General features: G+C 74.1%; 13 protein-coding genes and 2 pseudogenes. 11 read left to right on the top strand and 4 right to left on the bottom strand.

The features are described 5' to 3' along the window. Window positions 1-742 (bottom strand): LysR family transcriptional regulator (locus GPJ59_RS21950; protein ID WP_219668943.1); only part of this gene is annotated, 742 nt, incomplete at its 3' end. A 71-nt stretch (window positions 743-813) separates the two neighbouring features. Here GPJ59_RS21950 and GPJ59_RS21945 point away from each other — a divergent pair. The 3 genes from GPJ59_RS21945 to GPJ59_RS21935 all read left to right on the top strand — a co-directional run bounded on the left by GPJ59_RS21945 (window position 814) and on the right by GPJ59_RS21935 (window position 3828). Continuing rightward, window positions 814-1473 carry a maleylpyruvate isomerase family mycothiol-dependent enzyme gene (locus tag GPJ59_RS21945; protein ID WP_219668942.1) on the top strand — a complete coding sequence of 220 codons (660 nt, stop codon included), beginning with the start codon at window positions 814-816 and terminating at the stop codon, window positions 1471-1473. Next, a complete protein-coding gene (gene miaB / locus GPJ59_RS21940) occupies window positions 1470-2996 on the top strand; it encodes a tRNA (N6-isopentenyl adenosine(37)-C2)-methylthiotransferase MiaB (protein ID WP_219668941.1) in 1527 nt (508 codons plus the stop codon). The genes GPJ59_RS21945 and miaB overlap by 4 nt, the downstream gene beginning before the upstream one ends. A 112-nt stretch (window positions 2997-3108) precedes the next feature. After that, window positions 3109-3828, top strand: a complete 720-nt coding sequence (locus tag GPJ59_RS21935; protein ID WP_219668940.1) for a hypothetical protein — start codon at window positions 3109-3111, stop codon at window positions 3826-3828. Window positions 3829-3903: 75 nt separating this feature from the next. Here GPJ59_RS21935 and GPJ59_RS21930 read toward each other — a convergent pair whose 3' ends face one another. Then, window positions 3904-4149: an antitoxin gene (locus GPJ59_RS21930; RefSeq protein ID WP_219668939.1), complete on the bottom strand. Its 246-nt coding sequence runs from the start codon at window positions 4147-4149 to the stop codon at window positions 3904-3906. A 24-nt stretch (window positions 4150-4173) separates the two neighbouring features. Continuing rightward, window positions 4174-4425 carry a hypothetical protein gene (locus tag GPJ59_RS21925; protein ID WP_219668938.1) on the bottom strand — a complete coding sequence of 84 codons (252 nt, stop codon included), beginning with the start codon at window positions 4423-4425 and terminating at the stop codon, window positions 4174-4176. 163 nt (window positions 4426-4588) lie between these two features. Here GPJ59_RS21925 and miaA point away from each other — a divergent pair, with 163 nt between their 5' ends. The 6 genes from miaA (at window position 4589) to hflX (ending at window position 12959) form a co-directional block, all read left to right on the top strand. Further along, window positions 4589-5527, top strand: a complete 939-nt coding sequence (gene miaA / locus GPJ59_RS21920) for a tRNA (adenosine(37)-N6)-dimethylallyltransferase MiaA (RefSeq protein ID WP_219668937.1) — start codon at window positions 4589-4591, stop codon at window positions 5525-5527. 135 nt (window positions 5528-5662) lie between these two features. After that, complete coding sequence (locus GPJ59_RS21915; RefSeq protein ID WP_219668945.1) at window positions 5663-6205, top strand: hypothetical protein; 543 nt, start codon at window positions 5663-5665, stop codon at window positions 6203-6205. 174 nt (window positions 6206-6379) lie between these two features. Continuing rightward, on the top strand, window positions 6380-7252 hold the full coding sequence (gene dapF / locus GPJ59_RS21910) for a diaminopimelate epimerase (RefSeq protein WP_308120412.1): 873 nt from the start codon (window positions 6380-6382) through the stop codon (window positions 7250-7252). Between the two features lie 140 nt (window positions 7253-7392). Further along, window positions 7393-9618, top strand: coding sequence for a RelA/SpoT family protein (locus tag GPJ59_RS21905; protein WP_219668935.1), 2226 nt, complete (start codon window positions 7393-7395; stop codon window positions 9616-9618). Window positions 9619-9821: 203 nt separating this feature from the next. Then, a complete protein-coding gene (locus GPJ59_RS21900) occupies window positions 9822-11270 on the top strand; it encodes a M1 family metallopeptidase (RefSeq protein WP_219668934.1) in 1449 nt (482 codons plus the stop codon). Between the two features lie 210 nt (window positions 11271-11480). Next, window positions 11481-12959, top strand: coding sequence for a GTPase HflX (gene hflX, locus GPJ59_RS21895; RefSeq protein WP_219668933.1), 1479 nt, complete (start codon window positions 11481-11483; stop codon window positions 12957-12959). A gap of 174 nt (window positions 12960-13133) precedes the next feature. On the opposite strand, the gene GPJ59_RS21890 is transcribed toward hflX, so the two are convergent. Further along, a complete protein-coding gene (locus GPJ59_RS21890) occupies window positions 13134-14309 on the bottom strand; it encodes a trypsin-like serine peptidase (protein WP_219668932.1) in 1176 nt (391 codons plus the stop codon). A 743-nt stretch (window positions 14310-15052) separates the two neighbouring features. On the opposite strand from GPJ59_RS21890, the pseudogene GPJ59_RS39060 reads away from it, so the two are divergent. Both GPJ59_RS39060 and GPJ59_RS21880 read left to right on the top strand, forming a co-directional pair. Next, window positions 15053-15526: pseudogene (locus GPJ59_RS39060) on the top strand (aminotransferase class III-fold pyridoxal phosphate-dependent enzyme); the annotation flags it as partial. Between the two features lie 344 nt (window positions 15527-15870). Further along, window positions 15871-16050: pseudogene (locus tag GPJ59_RS21880) on the top strand (hypothetical protein); the annotation flags it as partial.

Here is a 16050-nt window from a genome sequence, read left to right as displayed (position 1 = left end):
CGCCCAGCCCGCGCGCCGCCAGCCGGACGAGTACGGACGGCGCGGCCGCCTCGACGTCCACCCGCGGAGCGAATCCGGCCGCCGCGGCCGCCTGCTCCAGCACCGCGCGCAGCCCCGTCCCGCGCGGCAGGCTGATCAGTGGACGGTCCCGCAGCGCCGCCAGCGGCACCGCCCCCGCCACGGCCTCCCGCACCAGCGGATCGTCCGCCCGGACCGCCGCGACCAGCGGCTCGTCCAGCACCACCTGCGCCGACAGGCCGGGCGGGGCCGCGCCCGGTAGCCCGAGCAGCGCGATGTCCAGCTCGCCGCGCCGCAGCGCGGCCGCCATCCGCTCCGAGGTGTCCTCCGTCAGCGCAAGCTCCACCAGCGGGTACGCGTCGTGGAAGTCGCCGAGCACCGCCACCACGTCGAATCCCCGCACGGCCGCCCCCGCCCCCGCCGCCCCGGACACCAGGCCCACCGAGACCCGCCCCCGCAGCAGGCCGGCGAACTCGTCCGCCGTGCGCCGCACGCCCTCCACCGCCGCCAGCGCCGCCCGGGCGTAGCCCAGGACCGCCTCGCCCGCCTCGGTCGGCCGCACCCGCCGCCCCGACCGGTCCAGCAGCTGCTGCCCCAGCTCCCGCTCCAACTGCCGGACCTGGGCACTCACCCCCGGCTGGGACACGTGCAGGCGCTCGCCCGCCCGCGTGAAGCCGCCCTCCTCGACGACCGCGACGAAGTAGCGCAACTGAGCCAGTTCCATAACCACACATTCTAAGAAGGAGAAGATCCTTCTCTTGGACTTATGGCCGGAGCCCCGGCCACGCTGGACCCATGGCTGGAACCACGAACGACCTCGACCCCCGCGCGCTGCGCCGCGCCACCGCCGCCGAACGCCGCGAGCTGGCCGACGTACTCGACGGCCTGCGCCCCGAGCAGTGGGACGCCCCGAGCCTGTGCGCGGGCTGGCGGGTGCGCGAGACCGCCGCCCACATGTCCACCGGCTTCCGCTACTCCGTCCCCCGCTTCGCCGCCGAGCTCCTGCGCTCCGGCGGCAGCCTGCACCGCATGACCGACCGGTGCGCCCGGCGCGACGCCGCCGCGCACACCCCCGCCGAACTGGCCGCGCTGCTGCGCGAGCACGCCGACCACCCCTGGCGGCCGCCGGTCGGCGGCCCCGCGGCCGGCCTCGCCCACGACGTGGTCCACGGCCTGGACATCACCGTCGCCCTCGGCCTCGACCGGCGGGTCCCGCTGGACCGCATCCGCCCGCTGCTCGACTCGATCACCCCGCGTGGCCTGCGCTTCTTCGGAGTCGACCTGACCGGCGTACGGCTGTGCGCCGACGACCTCGACTTCAGCCACGGGCAGGGCACCCCCGTCCACGGCAGCGCCCAGGACCTGCTGCTGGTGCTCCACGGCCGCCGCCTGCCGGCCGGCCGCCTGCACGCGGGGAAGGAGGGCCTGCCGGTACCGCCTACCCTTGTCGTATGACCAGCAGCGACCGGAGCCAGGCAGTGGGCGTGAACAAGAGTTATGAGATCCGCACCTACGGGTGTCAGATGAACGTGCACGACTCCGAGCGGCTCTCCGGTCTGCTGGAGGAGGCGGGCTACGTCCGCGCCCCCGAGGGCTCCGACGGCGACGCCGACGTCGTGGTCTTCAACACCTGCGCGGTCCGCGAGAACGCCGACAACAAGCTCTACGGCAACCTCGGCCGACTCGCCCCGATGAAGACCAAGCGGCCCGGCATGCAGATCGCCGTCGGCGGCTGCCTGGCACAGAAGGACCGCGACACCATCGTCAAGAAGGCCCCCTGGGTCGACGTGGTCTTCGGCACCCACAACATCGGCAAGCTGCCGGTGCTGCTGGAGCGGGCCCGGGTCCAGGAGGAGGCGCAGATCGAGATCGCCGAGTCGCTGGAGGCGTTCCCGTCCACGCTGCCGACCCGCCGCGAGTCCGCGTACGCCGCCTGGGTCTCCATCTCGGTCGGCTGCAACAACACCTGCACCTTCTGCATCGTCCCGGCGCTGCGCGGCAAGGAGGAGGACCGCCGCCCCGGCGACATCCTCGCCGAGGTCGAGGCGCTGGTCGGCGAGGGCGTCTCCGAGATCACCCTGCTCGGCCAGAACGTCAACGCGTACGGCTCCGACCTCGGCGACCGCGAGGCCTTCAGCAAGCTGCTGCGCGCCTGCGGGCAGATCGAGGGGCTGGAGCGGGTCCGCTTCACCTCCCCGCACCCGCGCGACTTCACCGACGACGTGATCGCGGCGATGGCCGAGACGCCGAACGTGATGCCGCAGCTGCACATGCCGCTGCAGTCCGGCTCCGACCCGATCCTCAAGGCGATGCGCCGCTCGTACCGGCAGGAGCGCTTCCTCGGGATCATCGAGAAGGTGCGCGCCGCCATCCCGCACGCCGCCATCTCCACCGACATCATCGTGGGCTTCCCCGGCGAGACCGAGGAGGACTTCGAGCAGACCATGCACGTGGTCCGCGAGGCGCGCTTCGCCAGCGCCTTCACCTTCCAGTACTCCAAGCGCCCCGGCACCCCGGCGGCCGAGATGGAGGGGCAGATCCCCAAGGAGGTCGTCCAGGACCGCTACATGCGCCTGGTCGCCCTCCAGGAGGAGATCTCCTGGGAGGAGAACAAGAAGCAGGTCGGCCGCACCCTGGAGGTCATGGTCGCCGAGGGCGAGGGCCGCAAGGACGGCGCCACCCACCGGCTGTCCGGGCGCGCCCCCGACAACCGCCTCGTGCACTTCACCAAGCCGGACGTCGAGGTCCGCCCCGGTGACGTGGTGACCGTCGAGATCACCTACGCCGCCCCGCACCACCTGCTGGCCGAGGGAGCCGTTCCCGCCGAGGCGGTCCGCCGCACCCGCGCCGGCGACGCCTGGGAGAAGCGCAACGCCGCCCCGGCCCAGCCGGCCGGCGTCATGCTCGGCATCCCGACCCTGGGCGCCCCGGCCCCGCTGCCGGCCGCCACCAGCGGCTGCAGCACCGCCTGCTCCTGACACGTCCGGTCGCCCCGGGCGGGCCCGCAGCATCGGCGGACCGTCCGGCGCGGCGCGGTGTGCCGCGACCCGGGCCGGGCCAGGCCCCTCCGGGAACGCTACGCTGCGGATCATGCTCGTAGCCGCCGCCGTCTGCCCGTGTCCGCCGCTGCTCGTGCCGCAGGTGGCGGCCGGTGCCGCCGCGGAGCTCGCCGCGGCCCGTACCGCCTGCTCCGACGCGCTCGCCGTGCTCGCCGCCTCCCGGCCCGATCTGCTGGTCGTGGTGGGGGCGGCGGAGCAGGGCGGTGGGTACGACCAGGGGACGCCGGGCTCCTTCCGCGCGTACGGAGTGGACCTCGCCGTCCGGCTGGGGCCGCCGCCCGCGGAACCGGCCGGCGAGAGCACCGGAGGCGACCTCCCGCTCTCCCTGTCCGTGGCGGCGTGGCTGCTGGACCGGGCGCAGTGGTCCGGCACGCCGATCGCCGGGGTGGCCGTGGCCGAACGGCTCGAACCGGAGCCGTGCGCGGTCCTCGGCGCCGACCTCGCCGCAACCTCCGAACGCGTCGCCCTGCTCGTGATGGCCGACGGCAGCGCCCGCCGCAGCCTGAAGGCCCCCGGCTACCTGGACGAGCGGGCGGAGGCCTTCGACGCCGGGATCGCCCGCGCCCTGGCCGCCGCCGACACCGCCGCCCTGGCCGCGCTGGACGCCGACCTCGCCCACGAGCTCATGGCCGCCGGCCGGGCCCCCGTACAGGTCCTGGCCGGAGCCGCCGAGGGGGCGGGGCTGGCCGGCCGACTGCTGTACGAGGACGCCCCGTACGGGGTCGGCTACTTCGTGGCGGCCTGGTCCTGAACCACGGCCTGGTCCTGGGCCACATACGAAGGGGCGCGGAGCCCGCCCGGCTCCGCGCCCCTTGCGCCGATCACCTCAGGATGCGGCCGGCGGGCTCTGCCCACCGGGCCCTTCCTTGTGCGCGATGCGGCCCAGGGCGCCCTTGGCCTTGTCCGTGCCGCTCGCGATCTTGTCGTGGTACTTGCCCTTGGTCTTGGCGTCCGCGGTCTTGGCGACCTTGTCCAGACCCTTGTGGATGCGGCCTTCGTGCTGCTGCGCGAGGCCACCGACCTTCTCCTTGGCCGGCCCGAGCTTGGCCTTCATCTTGTCCAGCAGGCCCATAAGGTCACCTTCCCGTGGCGGTAGCTACCTCCGGGCGCCCTCGCCGGTCCCGCTGTCCGCCGCCGCCTCGGCCGACTGCTGCCGGGGGATCTCCACGCCCTCCGCCGCGACCGCACCTTCGGCGGCAGCGGCTTCCCCGGCCTCGGCCTCGGCCTCGGTCCCGGCCGCGGTTTCCGCGGCCGTCTCGGCCTCCGGCGCGGCCGGGACCACCGCGGCTGCGGCCTCCTCGGTCGACGCCTCGTCCTTGCGGCGGCGGAACCGGCTGAAAACGCCCATGTCTACTCCTCCAACGGTACTCGTGCGGGTGAAGTTCCGCCCCGGACGGACCGGTCCGCACCGGCCGCCCGACCGCCGGAACCCCGTCAGGGCAACGACCCCGCCCCGACCCCGTCACGTAACCCGTTCGGGTAGCTCCCGGGTGGTTTGCGAGACTGGGCCGGTGAGAAGTGCAGCTCCCGCACCGCGGGTCATCGCCGTCGTCGGCCCCACCGCGGCCGGAAAGTCCGATCTGGGCGTCGCCCTGGCCCGCCATTTCGACGGCGAGGTCGTCAACGCCGACTCCATGCAGCTCTACCGCGGGATGGACATCGGCACGGCGAAGCTGACGATGGAGGAGCGCGGCGGCGTCCCGCACCACCTCCTCGACATCTGGGACGTCACCGAGACCGCCAGCGTCGCCGAGTACCAGCGGCTCGCCCGCGCCGAGATCGACAGACTGCTCGCCGAGGGCCGCACCCCCGTTCTCGTCGGCGGCTCCGGGCTGTACGTACGCGGCGCCCTCGACGCCATGGAGTTCCCCGGCACCGACCCCGAGGTCCGGGCCCGGCTGGAGGACGAGGCCGCCCGGCTCGGCCCCGGCGCCCTCCACGCCCGCCTGGCCTCCCTCGACCCGGCCGCCGCCGAGGCGATCCTGCCCAGCAACGGGCGCAGGATCGTCCGCGCACTGGAGGTCATCGAGATCACCGGCAAGCCGTTCACGGCAAACCTGCCGGGCCACGATTCCGTCTACGACACCGTCCAGATCGGCGTCGACGTCGCCCGCCCCGAGCTCGACGAGCGGATCGCCCTGCGCGTGGACCGCATGTGGGAGGCCGGCCTGGTGGACGAGGTGCGGGAGCTGGAGGCCCGCGGCCTGCGCGAGGGCGTCACCGCCTCCCGGGCCCTCGGCTACCAGCAGGTACTCGCCGCGCTGGCGGGAGAGTGCACCGAGGAGGAGGCGCGCGCGGAGACGGTCCGCGCCACCAAGCGGTTCGCCCGCAGGCAGGACTCCTGGTTCCGCCGCGACCCGCGCGTGCACTGGCTCAGCGGGGCCGCCGCAGACCGCGCGGAACTCCCCGGACTCGCGCAGTCGTTGGTCGAACGAGCGGTCACAGCCTGATCACGTGATGGCATCGGGACGCTCCGGGCGGCGGTTCGGGGCCCGGGCACGTGCCATCATCAAACTGACACCGGTTTACACCACCGGTCGTTTGAACGGCGGCATACGAAGTCCGAGTGGGGAGGGCGCGTGGCGATGGAGGCCGGCCCTCGGAACACCGGGCGGGACGACGCCCGGCGGGACGACGTCGCGCGGGACGAAGCCGCGGACGGCAGCGGGCGGGAAGCGGAGCCGATGCTCCAGGACGGACTCGGGCTGCCCGCCGAGCCGGCCCGGCTGACCCCGGACGGCCCCGACGCCGACCCGGACGCGGACGGCTCGGTCGACGTCTCCGGCCCCGAGGTCGAGGTGGAGCTGCGCCCGCAGCGCCGCCTGCGGATCTGGCAGATCGCGCCGATCGTGATGCTGGCCGCCGCCGGCTCGCTGATGTTCGCCTTCCCCCTCGCCTTCGAGTTCGGCGACGGCGGAGCCGTCGTGGCCATGCTGGGCCTGCTGATCAGCTGCTGCGCCGGCGGCTGGGGCATGATGGCCGCCCGCCGCGTGGGCTACACCTGGCCCGGCCTGCCTCCGCGCGGCTCCGGCCGCCGCCCGGACTGGCGGATCGCCGCGCTGTACGCCCTGGTCGTCCTGGCCCTCGCCGCCCTCGCGATCTGGCGCGTCGCCCGACTCCGGCCTTAGGAGCGACCGGGGGACCGGGTGTCCGGTGGATCCGGCGACCGGCGGACCGGGTGGCCGGCGGACCGGATGGCCGGTGCACCTGGTGTCTCCCGCATCGTGCCGCACCCCGCCCGACCGCACTGCACCGCACCACCGCCTCCGGGCGGCGCCGCCGCCTCCCGTTACGATGGGGCCGTGACCAGCGCACTCGCCTTCCTCAAGGGCCACGGGACCGAGAACGACTTCGTGATCGTCCCCGACCCCGACAACGCCGTCGACCTGCCCCCGCACGCCGTCGCCCGGCTGTGCGACCGCCGGGCCGGCATCGGCGCCGACGGTGTGCTGCACGTCGTGCGCTCCGCCGCGCACCCCGAGGCCCGGCACATGGCCGACGAGGCCGAGTGGTTCATGGACTACCGCAACAGCGACGGCTCCGTCGCCGAGATGTGCGGCAACGGCGTCCGCGTCTTCGCCCGCTACCTCCAGTACGCCGGCCACGTCGAGCCCGGTGACCTGGCCGTGGCCACCCGCGGCGGCGTCAAGCAGGTCCACCTCGACAAGGCGGGCGAGGTCACCGTCTCCATGGGCCGCGCCGTCCTGCCCGAGGCCCAGGCCACGGTCACCGTAGGCGACCGCAGCTGGCCCGCCCGCAACGTCAACATGGGCAACCCCCACGCCGTCGCCTTCGTCGACAGCCTCGACCAGGCCGGTGACCTGCTCACCGCGCCGCCGTTCAGCCCGGCCGAGGTCTACCCGGACGGCGTGAACGTGGAGTTCGTCGTCGACCGCGGCCCCCGCCACGTCGCCATGCGCGTCCACGAGCGCGGCTCCGGCGAGACCCGCTCCTGCGGCACCGGCGCCTGCGCCGTCGCCGTCGCCGCCATCCGCCGCGACGGCGCCGACCCCGCCGTCACCGGCGAGCCCGCCACGTACACCGTGGACCTGCCCGGCGGCACCCTCACCATCACCGAGCACCCCGACGGCTCGGTCGACATGACCGGACCGGCCGTCATCGTGGCCTCCGGCGAGTTCGATCCGGCCTGGCTCACCGAAACGGCTTTCCGCTGAGGATTCCCTCTGATGGGTGATCCGTTTCACGCTCAGCGAGAGCCGGACTGCGCCACGTGGTGGGGTCGGTAACATCAGACACCGGCCCTGAGGGCTCACCCCATGCCCACCACCGCCGGTCTACGCCGCCGGAGGTGCCCATGAGTGCAGAGGCCACGAACCCCGACGCACACCCCGAGCTGCGCAGACGCGACCGGGCCCGCCTCGATCTGCGCAGGCTGGGCCGGGCCGCACTGCTCGGCCCCACTGCCCGCGACCGGCTGCCCGACGCCATCGGGCACGTCGCCGAGGCCCACCGCGCCCACCATCCCGACGCCGACCTGTCCGTCCTGCGCCGCGCCTACGTCCTCGCGGAGTCCTCCCACCGCGGCCAGATGCGCAAGAGCGGCGAGCCGTACATCACACACCCGCTCGCCGTGACCCTCATCCTCGCCGAACTCGGCGCGGAGACCACCACCTTGACGGCCTCCCTGCTCCACGACACCGTCGAGGACACCGAGGTGACCCTCGATCAGGTGCGCGCGGAGTTCGGCGACGAGGTCTGCTTCATCGTCGACGGCGTCACCAAGCTCGAAAAGGTCGACTACGGCGCCGCGGCCGAACCCGAGACCTTCCGCAAGATGCTCGTCGCGACGGGCAACGACGTACGCGTCATGTCCATCAAGCTCGCCGACCGGCTGCACAACATGCGCACCCTCGGCGTGATGCGCCCCGACAAGCAGGTGCGCATCGCCACGGTCACCCGCGACGTCCTGATCCCGCTGGCCGAGCGGCTCGGCGTACAGGCCCTCAAGACCGAGCTGGAGGACCTCGTCTTCGCGATCCTCCACCCCGAGGAGTACGAGCACACCCGCGCGCTGATCGCCGCCCACGCCGGCGAGCGCGACCCGCTGCCCGGCACCGCCGAGTCCGTACGCAGCGTGCTGCGCGAGGCCGGCATCCAGGCCGAAGTCCTCGTACGGCCACGGCACTTCGTCTCCGTCCACCGCATCGCCCGCAAACGCGGCGAGCTGCGCGGCTCCGACTTCGGCCGGCTGCTCGTGCTGGTCGCGGAGAACGCCGACTGCTACGCGGTACTGGGCGAGCTGCACACCTGCTTCACCCCGGTGGTCTCGGAGTTCAAGGACTTCGTCGCCGCCCCCAAGTTCAACCTCTACCAGTCCCTGCACACCGCCGTCGCCACCCCCGGCGGCGAGATCGCCGAGGTCATCGTCCGCACCCGGCAGATGCACCGGGTCGCCGAGGCCGGCGTGGTCGCCCTCGGCAACCCGTACACCGCCACCCCGCCGACCGCCGGCGACCCCGACGAGGAACGCACCGACGAGGAGCGCACCGACCCCACCCGGCCCGGCTGGCTGCGCCGGCTGCTGGAGTGGCAGCAGTCCGCCCCGGACCCCGACACCTTCTGGAGCTCGCTGCGCGCCGAACTCGCCCAGGACCGCGAGATCACCGTCTTCCTCGCCGACGACGGGGACGGAGCACGCGGCGACGGCCGTCAACGCGATGCCGGTCGCAGCGAAGGAGGGCAAGGTGCCGGCCGGCAAGGCGCCGGCGAGCGGCGCGGTGACGGCCGCGGCGCCGGCACCCGCGGCCCGGGCACCATCAGCCTGCCGGCGGGCGCCACCTGTATCGACGCGGCCTACGCCCAGCACGGCGAGGCCGCCCACAGCTGTATCGGCGCCCGGGTCAACGGGCGGCTCACCTCCCTGGCCACCACCCTGGCCGACGGCGACACCGTGCAGCTGCTGCTCGGCAGCGACCCCGCCGCCGGGCCCTCCGCCGACTGGCTGGAGCACGCCCGCACCCCCGCCGCGCGGATCGCCATCAGCGGCTGGCTCCAGGCTCATCCGGGCGGCACCCGGCCCGATCAGGCCGCCCCGCGCGCCCCGCTGACGGTGGTCAACCTGCGCCCCGGCGACGCCAACGCGGTCGCCGACCTGCCCGACGCCCACGTCCGCCTCGCCGGCTGCTGCACCCCCGTACCGCCCGACGCGGTCGCCGCGTTCGCCGTACGCGGCGGCGCCGTCACCGTGCACCGGGTGGAGTGCTCCGTCGCCCGGCAGATGCGCGCCGTCGGGCGGACCCCGGTCGCCGTGCACTGGCGGGCCACCGCGGACTGCCGGGTCACCCTGGCCGCCGAATCGTTCGGCCGCCCCCACCTGCTGGCCGACCTCACCGAGGCGATCGCCCGGATGGGGGTCGAGGTCATCTCCGCCACCGTCGAACCCCCGGTCGAGCAGCGGGTCCGGCACCGCTACACCCTCCACCTGCGCGACGCCACCGCCCTGCCGGCCCTGATGCGGGCCATGCGGGACGTCCCCGGCGTCTACGACGTCAGCCGCGCCCAGGGCGACCCCACGGCGTAGGACCCGGGCGCGTAGCACCCCACACCGCGTAGGACCCGGCCGGCGGCCGTGCCCGGGCGACGGACGAGCCCGGGCGGGGTGAAGCGACGTGCCCGGGATCGCCCGGATCACGCGCCCGGGAGACCGCCCGCGGGGTCTCCTTCGGGTGGCTGCGCCGCGCGCCGCCGCCCGTGCGCGACGGGCCCACTGGTATGCGGTGGAGGATGCGCCTCACCTCCGCCCGTCTGCGCGCCGCGCTGCTCGCAGCCGCCTCCCTGACCCTCGTCGCCGCCGCACTGCCGCCCGCGCAGCCGCTGGGCATCGGCGACCGGCTCTTCCCGACCCTCGGGAACCCCGGGTACGACGTCCTCGCGTACGACCTCTCCTTCGCCTACCGGAGCAACGACGCCCCCCTCGACGCCGTCACCGTGATCACCGCCCGGACCCTGGAGCCGCTGGAGCGGGTCAACCTCGACTTCACCCACGGCAAGGTCGCCGCCGCCGAGGTCAACGGGCAGCCCGCCGCCTTCGAGAGCGCGGGCGAGGACCTCGTCCTGACCCCCCGCACCCCGCTGCCGCGCGGCGCGGCCCTGCACATCACCGTGCGGCACACCAGCGACCCGCGCGGGCGCGGCGACGGCGGCTGGGTGACCACCGGCGACGGCCTGGCCATGGCCAACCAGGCGGATGCCGCCCACCGGGTCTTCCCGTGCAACGACCACCCCGCCGACAAGGCGTACTTCACCTTCCGGATCACCACCCCGGCCGGGAAGACCGCCGTCGCCAACGGCCTGCCCGTCGCCCCCGCGCACCGGGCGGCCGGCGGCGCGGGCACCACCTGGATCTACCGCAGCCACCACCCCATGGCCACCGAGCTCGCCCAGGTCTCCATCGGCGACTCCGCCGTGGTCCGCCGGACCGGGCCGCGCGACCTGCCCATCCGCGACGTGGTCCCCGCCGCCGACCGCGAGCGGCTGGAGAAGTGGCTGAAGAAGACCCCCGCGCACCTGGAGTGGATGGAGCAGCGGGTCGGCCGCTACCCCTTCGAGACGTACGGCGTGCTGATCGCCGGCGCGAACACCGGCTTCGAGCTGGAGACGCAGACCCTGTCGCTGTTCGAGCGCAGCATCTTCACCGACACCGCGTACCCCGAGTGGTACGTCGAATCGATCATGGTCCACGAGCTGGCCCACCAGTGGTTCGGCGACAGCGTCACCCCCCGCACCTGGTCGGACCTGTGGCTGAACGAGGGCCACGCCACCTGGTACGAGGCGCTCTACGCCGACGGGCTCGGCAAGTACTCCCTGGAGCGGCGCATGCGCGAGGCGTACCAGCGCTCCGACCAGTGGCGCGCCGCCGGTGGCCCGCCCGCCGAGCCCAAGGCGGCCGCCCCCGGCCAGAAGATCGGCCTGTTCCGGCCGGTGGTCTACGACGGCGCCGCCCTGGTCCTCTACGCCCTGCGGCAGAAGATCGGCACGGCCGCCTTCGAGCGGCTGGAGCGGCGCTGGGTCGCCGAGCACGCGGACTCGACCGCCGGCACGGCGGACTTCATCGCCATGGCCTCGCAGGAGGCCGGCACCGACCTCACCGCCTTCCTGCGGCCGTGGCTGTACGGGAAGACCACCCCGCCGATGCCGGGGCATCCGGAATGGAGCGGCCCGAAAAGGGTGTGACCGCGGGGGAACGGGCATGTCACCATCGACGGGTCGCCCGGGAACGGGCGGCGACCGGGGTCCGGGTACGGGCCTCGACGGGGGTCCGGGTACGGGCCGCCGGGTCTCCGGGTACGGGCCGCCGGGCCCGCCCGCGGGAATCCCCGGCCGGTGTGACACGTTGTACCCCGTGCAGGACCGCTGCTTCGACCGCTTCGACGTAAGGATCCAATGACCTCCTCTTCTTCCCCTTCACAGGACGCGCAGAGCTTTACCGAGAGCCTTCGGGCCGATGCCCTGATGGAAGAGGACGTCGCCTGGAGCTACGAGATCGACGGGGACCGGGACGGCGACCAGTTCGACCGCTCCGACCGCGCGGCGCTGCGCCGTGTAGCGGGCCTCTCCACCGAGCTCGAAGACATCACCGAGGTCGAGTACCGGCAGCTGCGACTCGAGCGGGTCGTGCTGGTCGGCGTCTGGACCTCGGGGACCCTGCAGGACGCGGAGAACTCCCTGGCGGAGCTCGCCGCGCTGGCCGAGACGGCCGGCGCCCTCGTCCTCGACGGCGTCTTCCAGCGCCGCGACAAGCCGGACCCGGCCACCTTCATCGGTTCCGGCAAGGCCCTGGAACTGCGCGACATCGTCATCGAGACCGGAGCCGACACCGTCATCTGCGACGGCGAGCTCAGCCCCGGCCAGCTCATCGCCCTCGAGGACGTCGTCAAGGTCAAGGTGATCGACAGGACCGCCCTGATCCTCGACATCTTCGCCCAGCACGCCAAGTCCCGAGAGGGCAAGGCGCAGGTCGCGCTCGCGCAGATGCAGTACATGCTTCCGCGGCTGCGTGGCTGGGGCCAGTCGCTGTCCCGCCAGATGGGCGGCGGCAAGGGCGGCGGTCTCGCCACCCGAGGCCCCGGTGAGACCAAGATCGAGACGGACCGGCGACGGATCCGCGAGAAGATGGCGAAGATGCGCCGGGAGATCGCGGAGATGAAGACCGGCCGCGAGATCAAGCGGCAGGAGCGCCGGCGCAACAAGGTGCCCTCCGTCGCGATCGCCGGCTACACCAACGCCGGCAAGTCCTCGCTGCTCAACCGCCTCACGGGCGCGGGCGTGCTGGTGGAGAACGCGCTGTTCGCCACCCTCGACCCGACCGTCCGCCGGGCCGAGACGCCGACCGGCCGGATCTACACCCTGGCCGACACCGTCGGCTTCGTCCGGCACCTGCCGCACCACCTCGTCGAGGCGTTCCGCTCCACGATGGAGGAGGTCGGCGACTCCGACCTCATCCTGCACGTGGTGGACGGGGCGCACCCGGCGCCGGAGGAGCAGCTGGCCGCCGTACGCGAGGTCATCCGCGAGGTCGGGGCGGTCGACGTACCCGAGATCGTGGTGATCAACAAGGCGGACGCGGCCGACCCACTGGTGCTCCAGCGGCTGCTGCGGATCGAGAAGCACTCCATCGCCGTCTCGGCCCGCACGGGCCTGGGCATGCCGGAGCTGCTGGCCCTGATCGACGCCGAGCTGCCGCGGCCGGAGGTCGAGGTGGAGGCGCTGGTGCCGTACACCCAGGGCTCGCTGGTCGCCCGGGCGCACTCCGAGGGCGAGGTGATCTCCGAGGAGCACACCCCGGAGGGCACCCTGCTCAAGGCACGGGTCCACCAGGAACTGGCGGCGGACCTCGCCCCGTACGTGCCCGCCAGGCACTGACGACGGGACGGCGTACTCGGTACCGGGCGACCGAAGGGCCTGAGCCGCGAGCCGCCGAGGGCCGAACGGCCGGAGGGCCCCCTGCACGAGCAGGGGGCCCTCCGGCCGTTCCGGTTCCGGATCCGGCTACGTCCGCGGGTTACGTCCGCCGGTTCCGTCGGCCGGTTCCGTCCGCTACTTGAACTTGCGGCTCACCGCTTCGAAGACCGCCTTGGCCTCGGGCCCCAGCCGCGGGCCGGCCAGCCAGCCGGCCTTGGCCGGGCCGATCGAAGTGTTCGACACCAGCGCCGGCTTGCCGTCGGCACCGGCCGCGACCCAGCCGCCGCCCGAGGAACCGCCGGTCATCGTGCAGCCGATGCGGTACATCACCGGGTCGTTGGCGTTCAGCGAGAGCCGGCCGGGCTTGTCGGCGCACTGGAAGGCACGCTGGCCGTCGAACGGCGCGGCCGCCGGGTAGCCCGTCGCCGTGATACCGGCGACCTTCTGCACGGCCGGAGCGTTGAACTCCACCGGGAGCGCCGAACCGACCGTCTCCTCCAGCGACTTGCCGCCGCCCTTCTCCGGCGTCACGTGCAGCACCGCGAAGTCGAACGGGGCGCCCTGGCCGCCGGTCGGCCCGCCCTGCGCGATCCACTGGTCGGAGGTCTGCGCCCAGTCGCTCCACCACACGCCGTACGGGGCCACCTGGTCGCGCTTGGCGCCCTTGAGCTGCGCGGCCGTCTTGCCGGCGTTGTTGTACGAGGGCACGAAGGCGATGTTGCGGTACCAGCCGCCCGCCTTGCCGGCGTGCACGCAGTGACCGGCCGTCCAGACCATGTTGGACTTCCCCGGGTGCGCGGGGTCCTTCACCACGGTCGCCGAGCACACCATCGAGCCCTCGGGCCCGTCGAAGAAGACCTTGCCGGCCTCCGGCGCGTTCGAGTGGTACGGCGTGGCCACGGCCTTGGCGGTGACCGGCGCGGGAGTCGGGTCGGTGACGCCCTGGTCCTTGCCGAGGTCCTGGTCGGTCACGGGCTTGTCGGGACGCTGGGCGTCACGCATCCGGTCCGGGTCCCACAGGTCCTCGATGATCGGGTTGATGAAGTCGTTGGCCTCGCGGAGCCAGTCCTCCTTCTTCCAGTTCTTCCAGGCACCTCCCTTCCACTTGTCCAGGTCGATGCCGTGCTGCTTGAGCTTGTCCCGCAGCCCTTCCGGGATCTTTATCCCGTCGGTCCCGGTCGTACCGCTCGCCGCCACGTCGGTCGGCTTGGCGTCGCCGCCGGCCTCCCCGTCGCCGGGTCCGCAGGCAGCGGCGGTCAACGCGAGCGCAGCCGCGCACAGTACCGCCGTGACCGGTCGGTTCGGTCGCATGTCGTCAATCCCCCTGGTGGGTCGAGGCGTGGAGTGCAGCCCCCCACTATGCCGTCGCCGCTCTGGACGCCGGAGCGCGGGTCCGCGGTTGCAAGGATCTTGCCCCGACCCGTGATCCGTCGCCGCCGCGGTCGTTGGTACGTACGGGGGACGGCGCGCCGGTGCGCGCGGAGAGGACAACTCGTCCGGGAGGACCGACAGCCGTGGCCGTGCCGACCGGACGAACCACCCCCGCGAACGGCCCCGGAACCACGGCCCGGGCGGAACGGGTGCACGCCCGGCCCCCGCACACGGAACGGCCGTCCACGGCGCGGCTGCACGGGGAAGGCCCGTCGGTGGTGCAACCGTCGGCCGACCGCTGGGCCGCGGACCTGCTGTCCACGGACCGCCGGCGGACGGAACGGCCGTCCACGGCGCGGCTGCACGGGGAAGGCGCGTCGGCGGTGCAACCGTCGGCCGACCGCTGGGCCGCGGACCTGCTGCCCACCGACCGCCCGCGGACGGAACGGCCGTCGACGGAACGGCCGTCCACGGAACGGCTGTCCACGGACCGGTGTTCCGCCGAACGTACGTCCCCGGAAAGGGTGTCCGCTGAAGGGCCGTCCGCAGGAAGAGTGTCCGGGCAGCGGCCCGCCCCCGTGGAGCCGTCCCGCCACGAGCCGGGGGAGGGGGCGGCCACCGGGCGGGGGCCCGTCGTACCGCCGGCCCGTCGGAGGGCCGGCTCCGGGGCGCGGGACGGTGTTCTGCGGAACAGCCGCCCGCGGGGCCGGGCCCTGCGTGAGTCCGCGTCGCCCCGGACGTACCTGCGCTCGCTGCCGGTCGTCCCCGTCCGCACGCGCGGCCTCACCATCGAAGGCGCCGACGGCCGGCGCTACCTCGACCGCCTCTCGGGCGGCGGCGCCCTCGCCTTCGGCCACTACCACCCTGTGGTGCTCGAAGCCGTCCGCCGGGTCATCGACTCCGGCGCGCCCCCAAACGTCCTCGACCTCGCGAGCCCCGTCAGGGACGCCTTCACCGCGGAGCTGTTCGCCGACCTGCCGTCCGAACTCACCGCGGACACACGGGTCGTGTTCTGCGGTCCCGCCGGTACGGACGCGGTCGAGGCCGCACTGCGGCTCGTCCGTACGGCCACCGGCCGTCCCGGACTGCTCGCCTTCACCGGTGCCCGCCACGGGACGACGACCGTCGGCTGCACGGGCGCAGCCGGGGACCTGCCGGTGGCTCCCGGGCCCGCTGGTCACTCCGGCCTTGCCGCCGGCCCCGTGGCCGGCCGCGCCCTCGGGCCCGCTCGTCATGCCGGCCCCGTCCACGACGCCAGCCCGGCCCCAGGCCCCGGGCCCGCTCGTCGTACCGGCTACGCCCCGGCCCCGCACCTCGCGGCCGCCGTCGTACGGGCCTGCCTGGAGCGTGGCCTCACCGTCGGGACCGGCGGCCGGCGTTCCCACGTCGTACGGCTGCTGCCGCCGCTCATCCTCACCGACGAGCAGGCCACGGCCGTCCTGGACCGCCTGGCCGACGCCCTCGAACCGGTCATCCGCCCCCTCTGACCCAAGGACCCATCGTGCCCACGCCCCCTCCCGACCCCGACACCTCACCCGCGGCAGCAACAGAGCCCGCGACGGCCACACCCCCCGCGCCCGCGCAGGCGCTGCCGCTCACTGCGGCCGCAGCAGGTGAGCCCGCCGGAGCGCACCCGGCGCCCGCCCGGGCGATGCCGCCTGCCCCGGCCGCAGCCGGTCAG

It is taken from the genome of Streptomyces bambusae (assembly GCF_019400985.1).
In the GTDB taxonomy this organism is placed as follows: domain Bacteria; phylum Actinomycetota; class Actinomycetes; order Streptomycetales; family Streptomycetaceae; genus Streptomyces; species Streptomyces bambusae_A.
This window is presented reverse-complemented; position numbering and strand designations above follow the sequence as displayed.